Origin of the sequence: Flavobacterium sp. (genome assembly GCF_035760125.1) — a bacterium.
Taxonomy (GTDB): Bacteria; Bacteroidota; Bacteroidia; order Flavobacteriales; family Flavobacteriaceae; genus Flavobacterium.
In genome coordinates, this window is the sequence record NZ_DASTTN010000197.1 from 1 (window position 1) to 20293 (window position 20293).

The window sequence follows — 20293 nt, forward strand, 5'->3', positions numbered from 1 at the left end:
TATACTTGGAAGTTCTTTAGTTGGTGCTTTAGCCTATACGTTTTCGGATAGTTTCTGGTACAATGCTGTCGAAGCAGAAGTTTATGCTATGGCTACCTTGCTAATCGCTTTGCTATTTTGGTTGGGATTGCGTTGGGAACAAGATATGAACACTCCTAGAGGAAACAAATGGTTACTTTTAATTTCTCTCGTAGTTGGATTGTCCTTTGGAGTACACTTTATGTCACTATTGACAATTCCTGCAATAGGATTTTTATATTTTTTCAAAAACTATAAAGTAGTCACTGTTAAAAACTTCATTATAGCCAATATTGTAGTTGTTTCTGTTTTACTTTTTATATTCAAATTATTACTTCCATTAACTATGGCATTCTTTGGTAAAACCGAAGTCTTCATGGTTAATTCAATGGGACTACCATTTAATTCGGGAACTATTTTTGTAACACTACTTCTTATAGCTTTCTTTTATTTTGGATTAAACTACACCCATAAAAAAGGATTAATACATTACAATACTCTTATTTTATGCGTGCTTTTTATACTAATTGGGTTCTCAACTTGGTTAATGTTGCCGATTCGCGCCAATTCGAATACAGTTATCAATGAAAACAAACCATCAGATGCTGCCGAAGTCCTAGCGTACTACAATAGAGAACAATATGGAGTAAATCCATTGTTTTATGGACCACAATATACCGAAACTTTTGCTGGACTTGATGCCAATAATCCTTATTTAGACAAAGCACCCAATTACGAAAGAGATTACAAAACCGGAAAATATGTAATTGTAAACAACTACATAAAAGCAGAACAAAATAGTGATGACAATCAAAAAACTATTTTGCCAAGAATGTGGAGCTCAGAACATATTGAAAACTACATTAATTTCACTAATCCTCCTGCTTTCCGTATGAATCCTGATTATCCTTATGAAGAGGATTTAGCAAAATACGGATTGGATCCAAATCAATTAAGCGAAGAAGATTACAATAAAGCTATTGCTCAATTAAAAAACGAAACTGAAAAAACGATAGCCGAATTCAGGCAAGCCTATGCACAAAAACAAATCGACAATGAGGGTTATGTTTCTTTCCTTAATCACTATAAAGACTATTTAATTATTGAAAAACCAACTACTGCTGACAACTTCAGTTTTATGTTTGAATACCAGTTTGGCTATATGTATTGGAGATACTTGATGTGGAATTTTGTTGGAAGACAAAATGACAATCAAGGACGATATGATTATCTAGACGGAAACTGGATCAGCGGAATTACATTCCTAGACACCTTACATTTAGGCTCACAAGATAATTTACCTTCGGATGTTTTAAATAACAAAGGCCGAAACGTGTATTTTTTCTTGCCGTTTATACTTGGACTTATCGGAATAATGTATCATGCAAGCAAAGACAGAAAAAGCTTTTATGTTTTATTGGCCCTTTTCCTTTTCTTGGGAATCGCATTGAAAATTTACCTAAACGAAAGACCATTTGAACCTCGTGAAAGGGACTATGCTTTAGTAGGTTCGTTTTACGTTTTTGCAATTTGGATTGGATTTGGAGTATATGCATTGTATGAGAGTGTACAAAAATATCTTGCTCCAAAAATTGCTGGACCAATACTTATCGGTGGATGTTTATTAGCTGCACCAATGCTTATGGCATACCAAAACTGGGATGACCATGATCGTTCAGGAAAATATACTGCTACTGCAATGGCAAAAGCATATCTTGAATCCTGCGACCCTAACGCCATTTTATTCACTATTGGAGACAACGACACCTTTCCGCTTTGGTACGCCCAAGAAATAGAAGGCATACGTACAGACATCAAGATTGTCAACACCAGCTTATTCATGACAGATTGGTACATTGACCAAATGAAAAGAAAAGCATATCAATCTGCAGCTTTACCAATATCATTTACACATGATGAATATGTAGGGGATAAACTGGATTATGTAGCCCACATTCCTAAAACTGAAAGCCGTTGGGACTTAAAAGATTTTATTACGTTTATTAAAAATCCAAAATCGACGGTTGAAATGCAAAATGGGCAAACAATTCATTTCTTCCCAACAAATAAAATCAGAATTCCGATAGACAAATCGAATATTCTAAAGAACAAAGTTGTAGATCCAAAACTTAGCGATTCAATTGTTCCATATATCGATATTGACATCAAAGGAAGTGCTATATACAAAAACAGACTAATGATGTTGGATCTGATCAACAATAACAATTGGAAAAGACCAGTTTATTTTAGTGGGGGAGCTTTTGATGCTGAAGATTATTTATGGATGAAAGACTATCTTCAATTAGAAGGTATGGTTTATAAATTAGTACCAATAAAAACAGCATTATCTAAAGATTCTAGCCAGATGGATATGGGTAGGATTGACACCGAAAACATGTACAATAAAGTAATGAAATGGGACTGGGGCAATAGCGAAAGTGACAAAATATATCACGACCCGGAAACCCGTAGAGAAAGCCTTACTTACAGAATGAATTTATCCCGTTTGATGAATCAGCTTATCGCCGAAGGAAAAACTGAGAAAGCTAAAAACATAATTGATTTAGCTATGAGAAAAATGCCTTTGGAGAAATTTGGCTATTATTCACTTTTGGAACCATTCGCCAAAGGATATTATGATGTTGGAGAAAAAGCAAAAGCACATGATTTATTGAATAAACTAATGGACAAATACAAGGAAAACCTTAATTATTATGCCAAATTAGACCCATCTGAACAATCTAGCATCAGCATTGAGATAATAACCGATTTAGAGCGCTACAGAGGTTTATTGATTGTTATGAAAGATAGTAAAGACATAGATTACTACAATTCAAGCAAAAAAACTTTCAACACCTATATTGAAATCTTTGCCCGATTTGGACGTGAAAAAGAGTAATTATTTGACTTAAAAACATCTTTAAAAATGCAGTGCAATTAAAAAAAGCACTGCATTTTTTGCTTAAAACTGGATTTAATTGTAGTATTGGATTATGAAATTCTATTGGATTAAAACGAATAAGTTCATAAAAAAAATATTCCCTAATTACGTTTGGGATATTCCAAATGTGGAGAATAAAATCTACCTCACTTTTGACGATGGACCAACTCCGGAGATTACTGAATGGGTTTTGGAAGAATTAAAAAAACATCAAGCAAAAGCCACGTTTTTCTGCATTGGAAAAAACATCAACAATCACGCAGCTATTTTTTTAAAAACCATAGAAGAAGGGCATTCCATTGGAAATCATACTTACAATCATTTAAAAGGATGGATTACCTCGACTGAAGATTATTTAAACAATATTGCTTTGTGCAAATCCGAAATAGACAATCTAGCCCCTACAATCCGCAATCCGCAATCCGCCTTATTCCGCCCTCCTTATGGCAAAGTAAAAAAATCGCAATCTAAAAAATTGCGACAATTAGGTTATAAAATAATCATGTGGGATGTTCTCAGCGCTGATTTTGACCAAACCATAACACCAGAAAAATGCCTAGAAAATATATTGCAGAATGTGCAATCAGGAAGTATAATCGTTTTTCATGACAGCGTAAAAGCATTCAAAAACTTAGAATACACACTCCCAAGATCTCTGGAAATTTTAGGACAACGGGGATTTACTTTTGAAGTAATTCAATAATCTAAAAAATTCAAGATTACAATTGCTCTTGCACTATTCCGATTAAAGTATTGGCATCCAACTCACCAGATTGCCTCCAGATCATCATACCTTCTTTATAAATCATCAAGGTAGGCAAGCCTTTGATACGTAAAGCGTCGGCTAATTCTTGATTTTTGTCAACGTCTATCTTGATTACCTTTACCTTGTCACCAAGCGCTGCCGCTACATCTTTTATAACAGGATGCATCGATACCGAAGATTCGTTCCAATCTGTGTAAAAATCTAGTAACACAGGAACTTGAGTATTTATAAGTTCTCCAAATTTTGACATAAAACCAAAATATTTAATTTCTATTACTTTCGAAAAGAGATATCATCTTGCAAATTTAGCATTTTAAACCAATTATGCTAATTTTTTACTCTTTATTAGTTGAATTACTGTGATTTCGGGCATAATTCCAACCCTGCCAGGATATGCATGAAATCCAAATCCACGATTTACATATACATATCTTCCCAAGTTTTCATATAATCCTGCCCATTGTTTGTAAACATACTGAGCCAAACTCCACTTAAAAAAACCTGGAATTTCAATCCCAAATTGCATTCCATGAGTGTGACCAGATAAAGTTAAATGAAAATGCTTATCGTCGTACTGAACCACCTCATTCCAATGACTTGGATCATGACTCATTAAGATCTTAAAATCGTCTTTACTCAAATGTTGCGACGCTTTCTTTAAATCACCGGCCTGTTTAAAATTTTTACCCCAGTTCTCTACTCCAACCAATGCAATTTTATCCCCATCTTTTTCAATAAAAGTATGTTCATTCAAAAGCAGTTGAAATCCTATTTGACCATATAATTTTTTTATGTCTTCAAAATTTTTATCCTTGGCGGATTGTGTTGGCCAAGTAACATATTCCCCATAATCGTGATTTCCAAGAACCGAATATTTACCATATTCATGCTTTTCAATTCGATTGAAAGTTTCAATCCATGGATGCATTTCTTTCGCATGAGTATTAACAATATCGCCAGTAAATAAAATCATATCCGAATTCTGGGCATTCACCAAATCAATAGCATAATTAATTTTCTCGGGATTATCAAAACTCCCACTATGAACATCTGAGATTTGGGTTATCGTAAAACCATCAAAAGCATCAGGCAAATCAGGAAAATGTATTGCTTGCTTTATTACTTTATAATTGTATTTCCCTTCAAATATTCCATAAATCAAAGACAAAAAAGGGATAGAGGCCAACCCTAAACCAATTTGACTAACGAATTTACGTCTTGAAGGCAGAAAATTAGTTTTGCTCTTATTATCAATAAAATAATTGATTGATCCGGCTGTCAAACGGAATACATCTTCTCCCAGAAGAATGACTGTCATTACAATTTTAGGAAGATAAATCACCAGCAACAATCCCATCGTAAACATAGTTTGCTTGGTTTGCCCAACTGAACGGTCAAATTGCGTAAAAGAGTAAAGGATAAATACAAAAAGAAAAAGACTTATTATTTGATAAGAAATCAGCACCCATCTCAATTTAATTAAAGTTTTAATAGCCTGGAAGGCATAAAGCTCAATAACAAAAAGAATAGCACCTATAAAGAATAAACGTAAGATCATTATTTTATAAAATTTTATACAAAGTAACAACTATTGAAAATGCTAAATGCCCATATTATCATAATTTTAACGCAAAAAAAGGGAGTAAATTTCTTTATCTCCCTTTTCATCTATTAAAACCAAATTTTAACATCTTTTGAAATATTCTATGAAATATTCACTAACAAAAGATTAAATTATTTTTTTGGCGCTGATGCCTCTGCAGTAGTAGCCGTTTTGCTAGTTTCTGCTTTGTGTGCTTTTTTTGTTTCTTTTTTTGCTTCTTTTTTGGCAGCTTTTACTTCTTTAGCCGGGGTAGTTTGAGTTGGGGTAGTTTGTGCACTTACCATAACTGTTGTTCCTAAAGCTACTGCCAATGCCATCAATAAATTTTTCATGATTTTAGATTTTAGATTAATAATTTAGTTTATTAATAGGTCAAAGCTATGCATGCTAAATGAAGATTAAATGAAGTTTTTCCCTTCTCAAAAAAATTAACTTTTAATTGGCTTTTGCTCATTTGGAAACAGTAAAAGAAAGATGGTTCCAACGTTTATTTCCGAAGTTATCTCAATGGTTATATGATGAAATTGAGCAATACTTTCAACAATTGCGAGCCCCAACCCCTGCCCTTCCTGATCAGAACTTACTCTAGTGAATCGCTTGAAAACATTCTGCTGTTGCTTTTCATTCAATCCAATACCCGAATCTGAAACTGACAAGAAATAATTTCCATGCAAAAACCCATCATTAATTTCGATTTTACCAAAAGGTTTATTGTATTTAATCGCATTAACAATTAAATTATAGAAAAGAATATGCATCAACGTTTTATTTCCTGTAAAACTAAAATGATGCTTCAGATTTTTATGAAAAGACAATTCCTTGTCTTCAATTCTGTCCTGCAAATCTGCCACTAAATCGGCAAGTATAGCGTCAAAATCAATAATCTCATTTGCTTCGTACTGATTGTTTTCTATTTTTGAAATCAGTAATAAATTAGCAATTATTTTTTTTAATAAATCTAATGTGCTTAGAGAACCCACAATTTTATCCACAGCACCATCATCCAAAGATTCGTTTTGAAGCAAATTTTCGAATTTGTTTTTCAACAATGCTATTGGAGTCAATAGTTCATGGGAAACATTGGCTATAAATTGCTTTTCCTTTTTGAACAAGTCACTAATTCTGTCCATCATTTGATTCAGAACAATATCCAATTCCTGAAAATCCCTAGAATGTGTTTTTATTGGCGTATGGTCAAAAGATTCGGGTTCGTTTACATGACGAATTTTAGTATCTATAATTTTATAAAAAGGAGTTAATAAATATTCGATATAAAAAGTATCAGCCAGAAAAGTAATGACTACAATTATAATTAAAACAATTATGAAAAAAAGTCTAATTACAAAGGTAAGGTCATTGATTTCACTTAAACTATTTCCTATTTCTAAGAGATAGTTTGTGTTTTCATACTTAAAATAATATTGAAGAATTCTGTAATCATTGCGCTCTTCTTCAATTACTCTTGGTTCTGTGACAAAAAAGGTCTGATTTATTCGGCTACTAGAAGACACTCTCGAAAGCTGAAGAAACTCGCTGTGTAAAGTTGAAAAACTGGCATAAGTCTCAGAAGTATCTTTTCGAACAATGAAATCATTTATTTCTTCCTTGTCTAAATGCTCAATGAACTTTTGTTTTTTCTCCAGCAAACTTTTATTGATGTGATTATAAACCACTTTTTCTACCAAAACAGGAAGCATTAGCCATAAAACCAAAATCAGCAACAAACGTGATAGTGCATTAAAAATAGCCAGTTGATGCTTGATTTTCATATACAAAATATTAATTTAAAGCTATACATTTATTCTATAACCCACATTTCTAACCGTTTCAAACCAATCGATTGGGGAATATTTATCCAATTTTTTTCTAAGGTTTCGAACATGGACATCAATAAAATTGGAATCGGAATTTACTTCAAGAATATCCCCCCAAATATGCTCGGTCAATTGCAAACGTGTTATTACACGATTTTTGTTCAAGACTAAATATTGAAAAATATCGAACTCCTTTTTGGTGAGATTAATTGGAATCTCATCATAACTCACTTTATAATCTTGCAATTTCAAACTAAACCCATGAACATCCAACTGATTGACCGTATAACCGTGCATTCTGCGAATAATCGCAAATAAACGGGCTCCCAATTCCGTTAAAGCAAAAGGTTTAGTCAAATAATCATCAGCGCCAAGTTGCAATCCATTTATCCTGTCTTCAAGTTCTCCTTGGGCAGTAATGATGATTACGGCAACTTTGGAATCTGTTTTACGAATACTTTTTAAAACATCAAAACCGCTTCCGTCTGGCAACCCTAAATCCAAAAGCATGATATCATAATCATTACTGTTGATTTCCTCCAATGCCTCTTCGCAATTCTTTGAAATTTTACAGATATAACCACTACCAGAAAGATATTCTCTTACCTCCAAAGCCAATTCGGGATTATCTTCAACAATAAGAATTTTCATAAATAATTGTAATTAAAAAACACTCAAAGTAACAATTAAGGAAAAATTAAAACACATTACGCCATTAAAATTTTAACGTATCTAAAAATACAAAAAAGCCAGTAAATTTCTCCACTGACTTTCAAAAACAATCAACCTTTTTGTTTTGCGTCCATCCTCATATGCAAACAAAACAAAAACATAAATTATTTTTTTGTTTTAGAAGTTGACGCTCCAGTTGGTGCTGCTTCTTTTTGTGCTTTTTTCGCTTTTTTGTGTTTTGGATGTTTAGTCATTTTCACTTCTTTCACTGTAGCTGATTTTTCAGGTAGTGTTTTTGCATTTACCATAACACTTGTTCCAAACAATACTGCGATTAACAACAATACTTTTTTCATGATTTCTAAGTTTTTTGAATTAATAATTTATTATTTATAGGTCAAATGTATAACCGAGAAATGAAGACGAAATGAAGATGGATTCAACAAAGAGAAGTTTAACCATACGTTAACTTTTGTCTATTGTTTCGAAAAAATAATGAACATGAAAAGACTTTTTAAAACTCAATTGTTTATTTTTACAGACTAAATTTTTTATATGTCAACCCAAAAACGTCTTTTCCTTCTCGATGCATACGCACTTATCTTTCGTGGATATTTTGCTTTCATAAAAAACCCAAGAATAAATTCCAAAGGAATGGACACTTCCGCCATAATGGGATTTATGAATGCCCTGATGGATGTCATCAAACGCGAAAAACCAGATCATTTGGCAGTTGCTTTCGATAAGGGTGGCAGTACGTATCGTTATGAAATGTACCAAGAATACAAAGCCCATCGCGACGAAACTCCTGAAGCTATTAAAATTGCCGTTCCCTATATTCAAGAATTACTGAAAGCAATGCACATTCCTATCATTGAAGTCCCAGGTTTTGAAGCCGATGACTTAATTGGTACTTTGGCCAAACAAGCCGAAAAAGAAGATTTCAAAGTCTTTATGGTTACTCCGGATAAGGATTTTGCCCAATTGGTTTCCGAAAATATTTTTATGTACAAACCGGCTCGAATGGGCAACGACATTGAAATATGGGGAATTCCAGAGGTTTTGGAAAAATTCGAAATAGAACGTCCAGAGCAAGTAATCGATTATCTGGGAATGATGGGTGATGCTGCCGACAACATCCCTGGATTACCAGGCGTTGGCGAAAAAACAGCCAAAAAGTTGCTAAAGGAATTTGGGTCTATGGAAAACCTTTTGGCCAATACCGACAAGCTTAAAGGAGCCATTAAAGAAAAAATTGAAGCCAATGCAGACAAAGGAATTTTGTCAAAAAAATTGGCGGCAATTATACTAGATTGTCCTGTTCAATTTCATGCAGGCGATTACGAATTATCGAAACCCGATGTTGAAAAAACAGACGAATTATTTCAGGAATTGGAATTTCGTCAAATGAAAGCCCAATTTGATAAATTTTTTGGAACTGGAAAAGAATACGACGAGATTGACACCAATGGAAATGGAACTTCTAGCGAGTCACCACAACAAACGAAAAAAGTCCCTGTTAAAAAATCCAATGATGACCAATTTGATTTATTTGGTTTTTCGGATGAAGAAACTGGTGAAGTAAAATCGAGTTCGCATTATGCAACTTTGGAAAATACAGAACATTTTTATCAAAGTATTCAAGGGGATTTTGCCGTGAAATTACTGTTGCAAAACTTAATGAATCAAACTTCTGTTTGTTTTGACACAGAAACTACCGGAATTGATGCCTTGAATGCCGAACTGGTTGGAATGTCATTTTCTTATGAAAAAGGGAAAGCATTTTATATACCGTTCCCAGAAAATAGAGCTGAAGCACAAATTTTGGTTGATAAATTCAAACCTTTTTTCGAAAATGAAAACATCGAAAAAATTGGTCAAAATGTTAAATACGATTTAAAGATTCTTTCGAATTATGGCGTTCAAATCAAAGGAAAGCTATTCGATACGATGATTGCACACTATTTAATTAATCCCGATATGCGTCATAATATGGACGTTTTATCAGAAACCTATTTGAAATATTCGCCAAAATCCATTGAAGACTTAATCGGCAAAAAAGGCAAAGGCCAAAAAACAATGCGTGAAGTGCCACTGGAAGATATTAAAGAATACGCTGCTGAAGATGCAGATGTTACCTATCAACTGAAGCAAAATTTCAGTCCGATTCTAGATAAAGCCGAAACAAAAAAACTATTTGACGAAATCGAAATTCCGTTAATACCAGTTTTAGCGGCAATGGAATTGGAAGGAATTAATCTAGACGTTCCCTTTTTAAAATCTATGTCGGTTGAAATGGCTGCTGAAAGCAATGCATTGGAACAAAAAATCTATGAAACTGCTGGCGAAAAATTTAATTTGGCTTCCCCAAAACAGTTAGGAGATATTTTATTTGACAAATTAAAAATTGGTGGAGCCAAACAAAAGAAAACCAAAACTGGTCAATATGCCACCGGTGAAGAAGTTTTATCTTATCTGGCCAATGACAACGAAATTGTTCGTGATATTCTCGAATGGCGACAAATGGTAAAATTACAAAGCACTTATATTGATGCTTTACCTAATCAAGTGGACACAAAAACAGGACGTGTTCACACCGATTATATGCAAACCGTTGCTGCAACTGGACGTTTGAGTTCAAACAATCCGAACTTGCAAAACATCCCGATTCGTACCGAAAGAGGGCGATTGATCCGAAAAGCATTTATTGCCCGCGATGAAAACTACACTTTGGTTTCTGCCGATTATTCACAAATAGAATTACGAATTATTGCTGCTTTGTCTGGTGAAGAAAATATGATCAAAGCTTTCAAAAACAATGAAGATATTCACAGAAGCACCGCCGCAAAAGTGTTTCATGTCCCATTGGAAGAAGTCACAAAAGAACAACGTAGTAATGCCAAAACGGTAAACTTCGGAATTATCTATGGTGTTTCGGCTTTTGGATTGAGTAATCAAACATCGCTTTCGCGAAAAGAAAGTGCCGAGTTAATCGACGCTTATTACGCAACTTATCCTAAGCTAAAATCATACATGTCCAATCAAGTTGATTTTGCTAGAAAAAATGGCTATGTCCAAACCATATCAGGCCGTCGTCGTTATTTGAAAGATATCAATTCCGCCAATGCCGTTGTCCGTGGTGCCGCAGAAAGAAATGCCGTAAATGCTCCGATTCAGGGAAGCGCCGCCGATATTATCAAAATTGCGATGATTAATATCCACAAAAAATTAACCTCCGAAAACTGGAAATCCAAAATGTTGCTCCAAGTGCATGATGAGCTTGTGTTTGACGTTCACAATTCGGAACTGGAAAAAATCAAACCGATGATTAAGTATGAAATGGAAAATGCTTTTAAAATGGATGTTCCTTTGGATGTAGAAATTGGAGCTGGAAAAGACTGGTTGGAAGCACATTGATTTTAGCTGGCAATGTTCAGTTTTAAATAATCAATTCTGTTTTTTAATATAAAAAAATCCGCCACGAGAAACTGTCTTTGGCGGATTTTTAATTATTTTTTATTCTGCAATTTAATCGCATAACAATTACCATCGGCACTTCCAAAATAAACTGTATTATTGGATACAAACGGAGAAGAAACAATGGAACCCAATTTATAAAACTGATCCATCACCGCTTTGTTGGTGTCATACATGGAAATATCTCCCCCTTTGACAACATAAGAAAAATCAAGAAGATTATTATTTAATATTTCTGGAGCAAATAACTTTCTGTTTTCAGTGCTAAAACTATTCCATTCCTTGCCCAAAGATTTTGTATTTACAGCAAAAAAATTACCTGTAAAATCTCCAAAATAAGCCGTTTCATCAGCTATGGCAGGAGAAGAATATACATAACCATTTGCTTTAAACTTAAATAATTCTTTACCCGTTTTTGCATCCAAACCCAATAAGGCGTATGTATCTGAAGTTCCTACATACACAACATCATTAGCTACAACCGGCGAACTGATTATCCAGGAATAAGCGGCATCGTACTTCCAAACCAGATTTCCGGTCTCTGCATTTAAAGCAAATAAAAAGGGATCACGAGCTCCAAAATAAACCATACCATTAGCTACAGTTACACTGGATTCAATTCCTTTGAAACCGGTTTTCGCTACTGTTTCAAATTTCCAACGCTCTTTTCCGGTCGTTATATCTATGGCATATAAATTAGCATCCCAACTGCCTATGTACAAGGTATTTTTATACAGCACAGGACTGCAATGAAATGACCCTTTTACCCCAAACTTCCATTTCAATTCACCTGTATTGGCGTTGAGTGCATATACATTCCCGTCACTACTTCCAAAGAAAACGCTTGGATTTTGTTTGTCAGTATTTATAACCGGAGATGACAAAAAGAAATCCCACAAATCATCCATATACTTATCTGCAGGTTTCAACCCTAAGAAACCAATTTCGCCAGACCATTTTTCGCCCCCCGTCTTAAATTTCCATTTCAACTGACCCGTTTTGGCATCAATGGCATAATAATAACCATCAAAACTGCCTATATACACTATGTTTTTGAAAACAGCCGGAGAGCTATGTACAGCTCCTCCGGTTTTAAATTTCCAATGTATTTTACCCGTTTTTTCGTCGATAGCATAAATATTTCCATCCTCACTGCCTATATAAACAATTCCATCATAAACAATTGGTGACGAAAAGATTTTTCCGTTTGTTTTAAAAGCCCATTTCAAATCACCCAAAGGCATATATTTCTCACCTTTAAAGACACGCTTTTGAAATGCACTTGTAGTTCCCTTTTTTTCTTGCTGTCCAAAAACAATAGAATTGTTCACTCCAAAAAGAATTATTATTACAGCTATTAAATATGTTCGTTTCATGTTGTGTTATTTTCAAAAATACAAATCTGTTGATAATAAATTTTTAAAAAATTTATTTATAAAAATACATATTTTATTACAAAATAAAACCGTTATCTGTTTTTCAACTCTTCTAAGCAGCTGCAAACTGATATTTTATTTGCTTTTTATTTCAAAAAATGATTTATACTGCCCAACAAAAAAAATTAAAAGCAACAAATTTTATATGCAGAAACATTTACAATTTGCTTTAGCAAAATTACCCTACGAAAAACAAAAATATCAATAACTAATTTATTAAATTTAATCTTTTGATTTTTAAACCATTATAACAACCTAAAAACCCTTATTATGAAAAGAACGATCAAGACGATTATTTTGTTTTTTGCATTTCTTATTGGAGGAGGCACTTATACAGTTAATGCTCAAAACCCTCCCGCTCACGCAAAAGCACACGGAGTGAAAAAGAAATACAGATACTATCCAGAATCCAATGTGTATTTTGACCCCGTTGTTAAGAGATACACTTATCTAAAAGGAGGTACTTGGACTACAGTTATCAGTTTACCTACTACCATTAGATTAATTGGAAGTTACAATGATTTTGATTTTGAAGGAGACAATCCTTGGAAAGAAAATTCAGTGCACAAAACGAAATACAAACCGACTAAATCCGTCAAAAGCAGTGACATTAAAAAAATAGACCACGATTATGATTCCAAATCAAATAAAGGAAATAATGGTGGCAAAAAGAAATAGTTAGTTTTAAAAAAACATTCTTTTTTGTACATAAAAAAGGCAATCGAAATTTTTCTCGATTGCCTTTTTTTATGACTCTATTTCTACTTAGTAGATTCCCTTTCTTTTAATTGAGTTTTAATAACTACGGTTTCATAAGGTTTATGTTCTTCCTTAGATTCCAATCTGTCAATCAGTAATTTTACGGCAACTTCTCCAATGTCTATTCCGTGCTGACTGACAGTTGTTAAACTTGGGGACAACCTTCTTGAAGCAAGAATTCCGTCAGCAAAACCAATAATTTTAAGATCCTTTGGTATTTTATATCCTTTCTTGGCACCCACTTTTAAAGCAGCAACCGAATCGTTTTCATCCAAGGCAAAAACACCATCTACAAGATTATTTGAATACAAGTCAGTAATTTTATCAATAAGATCAATTTCAGAATCGGTTCTAATAATAATATTCTCGTTTATTCCTATATTATTATCTTTTAAAGCTTTCAAATAACCTTCAGCTCTTAATTTACCTACACTTAAATTATCCACAGATGAAATTAAGGCAATATTTTTACAGCCTAAATCAATTAAATGCTGAGTTGCATTATGTCCTGAATCAAAATCATCAACAATAACTTTATCACAATCTACTTCATCTGTAGTTCTGTCAAACATAACAATTGGAGTACCATCATTAATAATATCTTTGAAATGATTATATTCATGTAACTTTTGAGCTTCTTCAGAAATTGACAAAACAAATCCATCAATAGTACCATTACTCAACATTTCAAGAGTATGGGCTTCTTTTTCAAGCGACTCATTGGAAATACACATAATAACGTTGTAGCCTTTTTCATCAGCCACTTTCTCAATACCACTAAAAACTTTTGCGAAAAATGAGTTTAATATATTAGGTATAATAACTCCAATCGTTTTGGTTTTTCTGTTTTTAAGATTCAAACCGATAACATTGGGTTTGTAATTTTTTAATTTTGCATATTCTTTAATTCTAATTTTTGTTTGCTCGCTTATTTCAGGACTATCATTAAGTGCCTTAGAAACAGTTGATACCGAAACATTAAGTTCTTTTGCAATTTGTTTTAATGTTGCTTTTGCTTTCATTGGAGAATGGTATTTAGTACTATATTAAGGTTCTTAAAAAAATTAAAATAACAAAGGATTGAACAAAACTTGCTAATATTTTACTAAAAATATAAAATTTAACAGGCATTTGAAAGGATAAAAGCGAAAATTACAAAAAAAATGCAACATCAAAAAAAATATTCCAGTAAATTATTTTAAAAAAAAGAATCTCAAACTAAATACTATTTGACTCAATCCAAATATATATTTGATAATCAGCAGAAATCAAACAAAAAAATATTCAAATAAGCTATTTGTATTTAAAATAATTAATTGTACTTTTGCAACCCCTTTATTGGGGATGGAATGTTTAATTAAAATATATTATTGTGAACGCATTAAGCTACAAGACAATTTCAACAACAAAAGCCAATTCTACAAAAGAATGGATTGTTGTAGATGCTGACGGTCATAACTTAGGTCGTCTTGCTTCAAAAGTCGCTATGATTTTAAGAGGTAAGTACAAGCCAAGTTATACGCCACACGTGGACTGTGGAGATAACGTAATCGTTATCAACTCAGAAAAAATTAACCTAACAGGTAACAAAATGGATGAAAAAACATACATCCGTCACACTGGTTACCCTGGAGGACAAAGAAGTTTAACTGCTAAAGTATTGCAATCGAAAAACCCTGCATTACTAGTAGAGAAAGCTGTAAAAGGAATGCTACCTAAAAACAAATTAGGGGCTGAACTTTTTAGAAATTTAAATGTTGTTGTAGGGTCTGAGCACAAACAAGGAGCTCAAAAACCTAGAACTGTTAACCTAAACGATCTTAAGTAATGGGAGTTATTCACAAAATCGGTAGAAGAAAGACCGCTGTTGCACGTGTTTATGTTTCTGAAGGAACAGGAGTTATCGTTGTAAACAAAAAACCATTCGCAACTTATTTCCCAACTGCTACTTTACAGTACAAAGTTTTGCAACCAATGTCTATGACAGAAAATGCATCTAACTTTGACGTAAAAGTAAACGTTTATGGAGGTGGTTCAACTGGACAAGCAGAAGCTGTAAGAATGGCATTGGCACGCGTTATGTGTGAAGTAAATGCTGAAAACAGAGCTATCTTGAAACCAGAAGGTTTATTAACTAGAGACCCAAGAATGGTTGAACGTAAGAAATTCGGTCAGAAGAAAGCTCGTAAGAGATTCCAATTCTCTAAACGTTAATATTGCCTGTCTTGTATTATTCATACAAGACACTCTAGAATGTATTAAAAAATTTAAAACAATGTTGTTGTTGTCCGACCGAGGTTGGAAATTAGTTTAGCATCTAAATGTATTTAGCCGATTAATCGCCATTTATACATTGCTAATCAACAGAACGTAAACTAGTACAAAAAATGTCAAACAAAGTAGAAGTAAAAGAATTACTAGAAGCAGGTGTTCATTTTGGACACATGACTAGAAAATGGGACCCAAATATGGCTCCTTACATTTATATGGAGCGTAATGGTATACACATTATCAATCTATATAAAACTGCAGCAAAAATTGAAGAAGCTAATGACGCTTTGAAAAAAATCGCTGCATCAGGTAGAAAAATATTATTTGTTGCTACCAAGAAACAAGCAAAAGACATCGTTGCTGATAAAGCAAAAGCTGCAAACATGCCTTACATCACTGAAAGATGGCCTGGTGGAATGCTAACTAACTTCGTAACTATCCGTAAAGCTGTTAAAAAAATGGCTACTATTGATAAAATGAAGAAAGATGGTACTTTCATGACTCTTTCTAAAAAAGAGCGTTTACAAGTTGATCGTCTTCGTGCTAAACTAGAGAAAAACTTAGGTTCAATCGCAGATATGTCTAGACTTCCTGCAGCATTGTTCGTAGTAGATATCAAAGCTGAACACATCGCAATAAAAGAAGCTCAAAAATTAAACATTCCAGTTTTTGCAATGGTTGATACTAACTCTGATCCACGTGAAGTAGATTATGTTATCCCTGCAAATGATGATGCTTCTAAATCAATTGATAAAATTTTATCTTTAGTAACTGCTTCAATTATTGATGGTCTTGCAAATAGAACTTCTGATAAAGAAACTGATGCTACTGAAGTTGTTGCTGAAGCTGAAGCTCCAGCAGTTGAAGCTCCTGCAGCTCCAGCAACTGAAGAATAAATCAAATTTTAAATTCCAATTTTAAATTCCAAATTCCATAAAAAATTAGAAACTATATGTTGATAATTTAATAAAATTGGAATTTGGGATTTGAAAATTGGAATTTTTACTTTTATAACATTAAACAAATTATATTATGGCAACAATTACTGCTGCAGACGTAAATAAATTAAGACAAACTACAGGTGCCGGAATGATGGACTGTAAAAAAGCTTTAGTTGAAGCTGAAGGAGATTTCGATAAAGCTATACAAAACCTTAGAGAAAAAGGACAAAAAGTTGCTGCTAACCGTTCTGACCGTGAGTCTTCTGAAGGAGCTGCTGTTTCTTTTATTAATACAGACAAAACTAAAGGAGCTATCATTACTTTAAACTGCGAAACAGATTTCGTAGGTAAAAATGAAGCTTTCGTAACTTTGGCTAAAGAATTAGTAGAAAGAGCTATTAACTTCTCTTCTAAAGAAGAATTTTTAGCTTCAGATTTCAACGGAATTACTGTTGCTGAAAAATTAATCGAGCAAACCGGTGTTATCGGTGAAAAAATCGAAATCGGTGGTTTTGAAATTTTAGAAGGTGCTTTCGTTGGATCTTACGTTCACGTTAACAAAATTGCTGCATTAACTGCAATTTCTGCACCAATTGCTAATGGTGACGTTTTAACTAAAGACATCTCTATGCAAGTTGCTTCTATGGGAGCTGACACATTATCTTACAAAGATTTTGATCCAGCTTTCGTTGCTTCTGAACTTGCTGCTCGTATTGCTATAATCGAAAAAGAAAATGAAGAAGCAAAACGTTTAGGAAAAACTTTAAAAAATGTTCCTAAATATATTTCTTACTCTCAATTAACTGAAGAAGTTATCAAACAAGCTGAAGAAGATGCTAAAGCTGAATTGAAAGCTGAAGGTAAACCAGAACAAATTTGGGATAAAATTATTCCAGGAAAAGTTCAACGTTTCATCTCTGACAACACTACTTTAGATCAAGAGAAAGCCTTATTAGATCAAAACTTCATCAAAGATGACAGTAAAAAAGTTAGCGATTACGTTAAAGGATTCAATGTTGAAATTACAGGTTTCAAAAGAGTTACTTTAGGATAATCTAATCTAGTTTTTAAATATAAAATCCCATCTTGTTTCATTACGAGATGGGATTTTTTCATTAAAACAGATTTAGATCTACAAATAAATTCAGATTGAGACATTAGAAAACGTAGCCACAACACAGAACAAATAACGCCATCTACTACAATTTAAACACATTCTGACTCTTTCTTAAAGCACACTTTAAAACTAAATAAAACAAGCCATCATTAAGCAAAAAAAAACAGCAGTAAACAAAAGCTTACTGCTGTTTTTTATTATTACATACTATTTTTATAATCCTGAATTACTTTTTTAAGAGTTGGCAGATTATAACATTATATAACAAATTATTTATCCGATAAAACAGAACTATTACTCTCGTTACTTTCTACCGGTATCATTCTATCTTTCAATTCTTCTTTTCCAACCATCTTAGACAGCTTAAAAACAAGTAAAGTCCCTACAACACCAAGAGCTGTCATAAACAACCAATTAGACTCATAACCTGAATTTTGAATAATTTCCATACCTGTTTTAGCACTTAATATATGCGCAAAACTATAACTCATAGTAAAAGCCGCCATATACTTTCCTTCTTGTAATTCATACGATCTCTCCATTGCAAATGAATTAGCAAACGGAAAAGTCAACATTACTCCACAAGTCATAAAAAGCATCATAGGAATCAAAATAGCCTCCCAAGGCAACAACAGAAGTAAAAAACTAGTTGCCATAAGCAACAACCCTAAAGAAATAACTTTATGATTATTGATTTTATTTTTGCTAACATAATTTACAATCGGAAGTTCAAAAAGCAAAATAAGCAGTCCATTTAAACTCAAAAGCAATCCACTATCAAATTCTGACATATTAAATCGCTCTTTATGATACAAAGGCAAAGTTGTAAAAATTTGGAAAAACAAAATTCCTGTAATCAAACATATCACCAAGTGAAGCATAAAAGGCCTGTCTTTCATCACTGAAACCTTCTTGAAATCTTTGTCATGGTTTTTCAATTTAACCGGCAATTTCTTTTCTTTCACAAAAAACATAAAAACAATTATTGCCAAGATACAGGTTGCACCATCAACATAAAAGATATATTCATATCCCAATTGCATAATAATCAATCCACCTAGCACTGGTCCAAAAAGAAACCCTAAGTTAATTGCTGCACGAGTTAATGAATAGGCACGAGCTCTATTTTCTTTTGTGGTAAATGTCTTCAGACACACCAGCATTGCAGGTCTAAACATATCGGCAATAGTAGTCAATACAAGTATACCCATACAAAGCTCTTCAAATGTTGTTGCATATTGCAACAAAATAAAGACTATACCACTAGCAAATAAACTAAAGACCATAACTTTATAAAAGCCGATCTTGTCAGATAATTTACCACTAAGCCAAGTTCCAATTATAGAACCGACTCCAAAGAAAACCATCACCCAGCCAATTTGACTGTAACTGAATTCTAAATTTTCTTTCATGTACTTTGAGAGAAAGGGAATAACCATAGTCCCTGCTCTGTTGATGAATGTAATTAAAGTAAGTATCCAAATCTCTTTTGGAAAATCTTTAAAATTGTTGAGGTATTTTTTTATCATAATTAAATTGTTTTTGGGGCAAATAATTTATTCATTTTGGCAAAAATAGATTTTTTTTTCAATCAACCAACAATCAGATAGTTAAAAAATATAATAATTTCATAACATTTCTAAAACATTTTTGGTTAAAAAAAAAGTTATTCAAAAAAAACATTAAAAAAAAGGAATTTATAGATTTTTAATATAGATTTGCAATCAGCATTAACCCCAAATAACAATAATTATGAAAGAAAAAATTTACTATTTAATAATAGGCCTAATCTTTACCTACACAGCACAGGCACAACTCTATGGAGGAATAGAAATAGGAAGTAAAGGTATCAAAATGACAGTTCTTCAAGTTGAGAGCATTAAAAGAAACACCTACGATGTAAAGGAGTTTTGGACCGAAAACGTAGGAATAGCAGCTGGTATCGGAATAGACGGTACTCTTTTAAAAGAAGATATCGACAAAGCTGGCGGAGTAGTTTATAACAACTACAAAAAGATGCTTAACGAATACAAGATTGAAGACAAAAATATTTTTATAGTAGCTTCTTCAGGTGTTGGTCTAGCAACAAACACTAATGATTTAGTTGTAAAAATAAAAGAGTTGACTAACAAGAAAATAGAAATCATCTCTTCTTCACTGGAAGCAAAATTACTTTTGAGAGGTTGTATTCCTCCAAAAAACTATTTAAGTTCTGTAATTATTGACATAGGTGGTGGAAATACTAAAGGAGGTTATGCAAAAGACATTAACGACGCATCTGTATTTTTCCCAATTTCATGTGATCTTGGAACAGTAACTTTGACTGAAATCATCAATAAAAAGTGTAAACAAAAAACGGTATTCGAATTCAATGAAAACTTGTTTGACTATTTACCAACAATGAGAGAAAGTTTCAAAAAAATGTACACAAGTAGAGCAGAATCACAAGACAAAAATAATGTTTACATCTCTGGTGGT

General features: G+C 33.0%; 18 protein-coding genes. 9 read left to right on the forward strand and 9 right to left on the reverse strand.

The window, feature by feature from the left end:
• Together VFS71_RS07390 and VFS71_RS07395 are read left to right on the forward strand one after the other, a co-directional pair.
• Nucleotides 1-2917: protein O-mannosyl-transferase family (locus tag VFS71_RS07390; protein WP_326400287.1), on the forward strand; the 2917-nt coding region annotated here is incomplete at its 5' end.
• A 94-nt stretch (nucleotides 2918-3011) separates the two neighbouring features.
• Nucleotides 3012-3662, forward strand: a complete 651-nt coding sequence (locus VFS71_RS07395) for a polysaccharide deacetylase family protein (RefSeq protein WP_326400288.1) — start codon at nucleotides 3012-3014, stop codon at nucleotides 3660-3662.
• Between the two features lie 16 nt (nucleotides 3663-3678).
• Here the strand turns inward: VFS71_RS07395 and VFS71_RS07400 are convergent, their stop codons facing one another.
• From VFS71_RS07400 to VFS71_RS07425, 6 genes are all read right to left on the reverse strand, one after another.
• On the reverse strand, nucleotides 3679-3975 hold the full coding sequence (locus VFS71_RS07400; protein ID WP_326400289.1) for a thioredoxin family protein: 297 nt from the start codon (nucleotides 3973-3975) through the stop codon (nucleotides 3679-3681).
• Nucleotides 3976-4047: 72 nt separating this feature from the next.
• Complete coding sequence (locus tag VFS71_RS07405) at nucleotides 4048-5283, reverse strand: metallophosphoesterase (protein WP_326400290.1); 1236 nt, start codon at nucleotides 5281-5283, stop codon at nucleotides 4048-4050.
• A gap of 176 nt (nucleotides 5284-5459) precedes the next feature.
• Nucleotides 5460-5660 (reverse strand): hypothetical protein, encoded by a 201-nt coding sequence (locus VFS71_RS07410; RefSeq protein WP_326400291.1) that lies wholly within the window; start codon nucleotides 5658-5660, stop codon nucleotides 5460-5462.
• A gap of 96 nt (nucleotides 5661-5756) precedes the next feature.
• Entirely contained in the window at nucleotides 5757-7097 is a 1341-nt protein-coding gene (locus tag VFS71_RS07415; protein WP_326400292.1) for a HAMP domain-containing sensor histidine kinase, read from the reverse strand.
• A gap of 21 nt (nucleotides 7098-7118) precedes the next feature.
• Nucleotides 7119-7793: a response regulator transcription factor gene (locus tag VFS71_RS07420; protein ID WP_326400293.1), complete on the reverse strand. Its 675-nt coding sequence runs from the start codon at nucleotides 7791-7793 to the stop codon at nucleotides 7119-7121.
• A 185-nt stretch (nucleotides 7794-7978) separates the two neighbouring features.
• Nucleotides 7979-8170 (reverse strand): hypothetical protein, encoded by a 192-nt coding sequence (locus VFS71_RS07425; RefSeq protein WP_326400294.1) that lies wholly within the window; start codon nucleotides 8168-8170, stop codon nucleotides 7979-7981.
• A 199-nt stretch (nucleotides 8171-8369) separates the two neighbouring features.
• On the opposite strand from VFS71_RS07425, the gene polA reads away from it, so the two are divergent.
• Nucleotides 8370-11231 carry a DNA polymerase I gene (gene polA / locus VFS71_RS07430; protein ID WP_326400295.1) on the forward strand — a complete coding sequence of 954 codons (2862 nt, stop codon included), beginning with the start codon at nucleotides 8370-8372 and terminating at the stop codon, nucleotides 11229-11231.
• Nucleotides 11232-11323: 92 nt separating this feature from the next.
• On the opposite strand, the gene VFS71_RS07435 is transcribed toward polA, so the two are convergent.
• Nucleotides 11324-12667 carry a PQQ-binding-like beta-propeller repeat protein gene (locus tag VFS71_RS07435; RefSeq protein WP_326400297.1) on the reverse strand — a complete coding sequence of 448 codons (1344 nt, stop codon included), beginning with the start codon at nucleotides 12665-12667 and terminating at the stop codon, nucleotides 11324-11326.
• 330 nt (nucleotides 12668-12997) lie between these two features.
• Here VFS71_RS07435 and VFS71_RS07440 point away from each other — a divergent pair, with 330 nt between their 5' ends.
• A complete protein-coding gene (locus tag VFS71_RS07440) occupies nucleotides 12998-13405 on the forward strand; it encodes a hypothetical protein (RefSeq protein ID WP_326400298.1) in 408 nt (135 codons plus the stop codon).
• An 83-nt stretch (nucleotides 13406-13488) separates the two neighbouring features.
• On the opposite strand, the gene VFS71_RS07445 is transcribed toward VFS71_RS07440, so the two are convergent.
• Nucleotides 13489-14508 carry a LacI family DNA-binding transcriptional regulator gene (locus VFS71_RS07445; protein WP_326400299.1) on the reverse strand — a complete coding sequence of 340 codons (1020 nt, stop codon included), beginning with the start codon at nucleotides 14506-14508 and terminating at the stop codon, nucleotides 13489-13491.
• 350 nt (nucleotides 14509-14858) lie between these two features.
• On the opposite strand from VFS71_RS07445, the gene rplM reads away from it, so the two are divergent.
• From rplM to tsf, 4 genes are all read left to right on the forward strand, one after another.
• Nucleotides 14859-15314, forward strand: coding sequence for a 50S ribosomal protein L13 (rplM, locus tag VFS71_RS07450; protein ID WP_326400300.1), 456 nt, complete (start codon nucleotides 14859-14861; stop codon nucleotides 15312-15314).
• Nucleotides 15314-15700: a 30S ribosomal protein S9 gene (rpsI, locus tag VFS71_RS07455; RefSeq protein WP_077371473.1), complete on the forward strand. Its 387-nt coding sequence runs from the start codon at nucleotides 15314-15316 to the stop codon at nucleotides 15698-15700. Before rplM ends, rpsI begins: the two co-directional genes overlap by 1 nt.
• Before the next feature lie 173 nt (nucleotides 15701-15873).
• Nucleotides 15874-16653 (forward strand): 30S ribosomal protein S2, encoded by a 780-nt coding sequence (rpsB, locus tag VFS71_RS07460; protein ID WP_326400301.1) that lies wholly within the window; start codon nucleotides 15874-15876, stop codon nucleotides 16651-16653.
• Between the two features lie 136 nt (nucleotides 16654-16789).
• Nucleotides 16790-17752 (forward strand): translation elongation factor Ts, encoded by a 963-nt coding sequence (gene tsf, locus VFS71_RS07465; RefSeq protein WP_326400302.1) that lies wholly within the window; start codon nucleotides 16790-16792, stop codon nucleotides 17750-17752.
• 332 nt (nucleotides 17753-18084) lie between these two features.
• Here the strand turns inward: tsf and VFS71_RS07470 are convergent, their stop codons facing one another.
• Nucleotides 18085-19344: an MFS transporter gene (locus tag VFS71_RS07470; RefSeq protein ID WP_326400303.1), complete on the reverse strand. Its 1260-nt coding sequence runs from the start codon at nucleotides 19342-19344 to the stop codon at nucleotides 18085-18087.
• 223 nt (nucleotides 19345-19567) lie between these two features.
• Here VFS71_RS07470 and VFS71_RS07475 point away from each other — a divergent pair.
• Nucleotides 19568-20293 (forward strand): exopolyphosphatase (locus VFS71_RS07475; protein ID WP_326400304.1); only part of this gene is annotated, 726 nt, incomplete at its 3' end.

What these genes read in the sequence shown, in the direction of transcription:
- rpsI (WP_077371473.1), top strand. Translation starts at nt 15,314, where the DNA reads ATGGGAGTTATTCACAAAATCGGTAGAAGAAAGACCGCTGTTGCACGT.
- VFS71_RS07445 (WP_326400299.1), bottom strand. Translation starts at nt 14,508, where the DNA reads ATGAAAGCAAAAGCAACATTAAAACAAATTGCAAAAGAACTTAATGTT.
- VFS71_RS07395 (WP_326400288.1), top strand. Translation starts at nt 3,012, where the DNA reads ATGAAATTCTATTGGATTAAAACGAATAAGTTCATAAAAAAAATATTC.
- VFS71_RS07425 (WP_326400294.1), bottom strand. Translation starts at nt 8,170, where the DNA reads ATGAAAAAAGTATTGTTGTTAATCGCAGTATTGTTTGGAACAAGTGTT.
- VFS71_RS07440 (WP_326400298.1), top strand. Translation starts at nt 12,998, where the DNA reads ATGAAAAGAACGATCAAGACGATTATTTTGTTTTTTGCATTTCTTATT.
- VFS71_RS07400 (WP_326400289.1), bottom strand. Translation starts at nt 3,975, where the DNA reads ATGTCAAAATTTGGAGAACTTATAAATACTCAAGTTCCTGTGTTACTA.
- VFS71_RS07405 (WP_326400290.1), bottom strand. Translation starts at nt 5,283, where the DNA reads ATGATCTTACGTTTATTCTTTATAGGTGCTATTCTTTTTGTTATTGAG.
- VFS71_RS07420 (WP_326400293.1), bottom strand. Translation starts at nt 7,793, where the DNA reads ATGAAAATTCTTATTGTTGAAGATAATCCCGAATTGGCTTTGGAGGTA.
- VFS71_RS07435 (WP_326400297.1), bottom strand. Translation starts at nt 12,667, where the DNA reads ATGAAACGAACATATTTAATAGCTGTAATAATAATTCTTTTTGGAGTG.
- tsf (WP_326400302.1), top strand. Translation starts at nt 16,790, where the DNA reads ATGGCAACAATTACTGCTGCAGACGTAAATAAATTAAGACAAACTACA.
- VFS71_RS07410 (WP_326400291.1), bottom strand. Translation starts at nt 5,660, where the DNA reads ATGAAAAATTTATTGATGGCATTGGCAGTAGCTTTAGGAACAACAGTT.
- polA (WP_326400295.1), top strand. Translation starts at nt 8,370, where the DNA reads ATGTCAACCCAAAAACGTCTTTTCCTTCTCGATGCATACGCACTTATC.
- VFS71_RS07470 (WP_326400303.1), bottom strand. Translation starts at nt 19,344, where the DNA reads ATGATAAAAAAATACCTCAACAATTTTAAAGATTTTCCAAAAGAGATT.
- rpsB (WP_326400301.1), top strand. Translation starts at nt 15,874, where the DNA reads ATGTCAAACAAAGTAGAAGTAAAAGAATTACTAGAAGCAGGTGTTCAT.
- VFS71_RS07415 (WP_326400292.1), bottom strand. Translation starts at nt 7,097, where the DNA reads ATGAAAATCAAGCATCAACTGGCTATTTTTAATGCACTATCACGTTTG.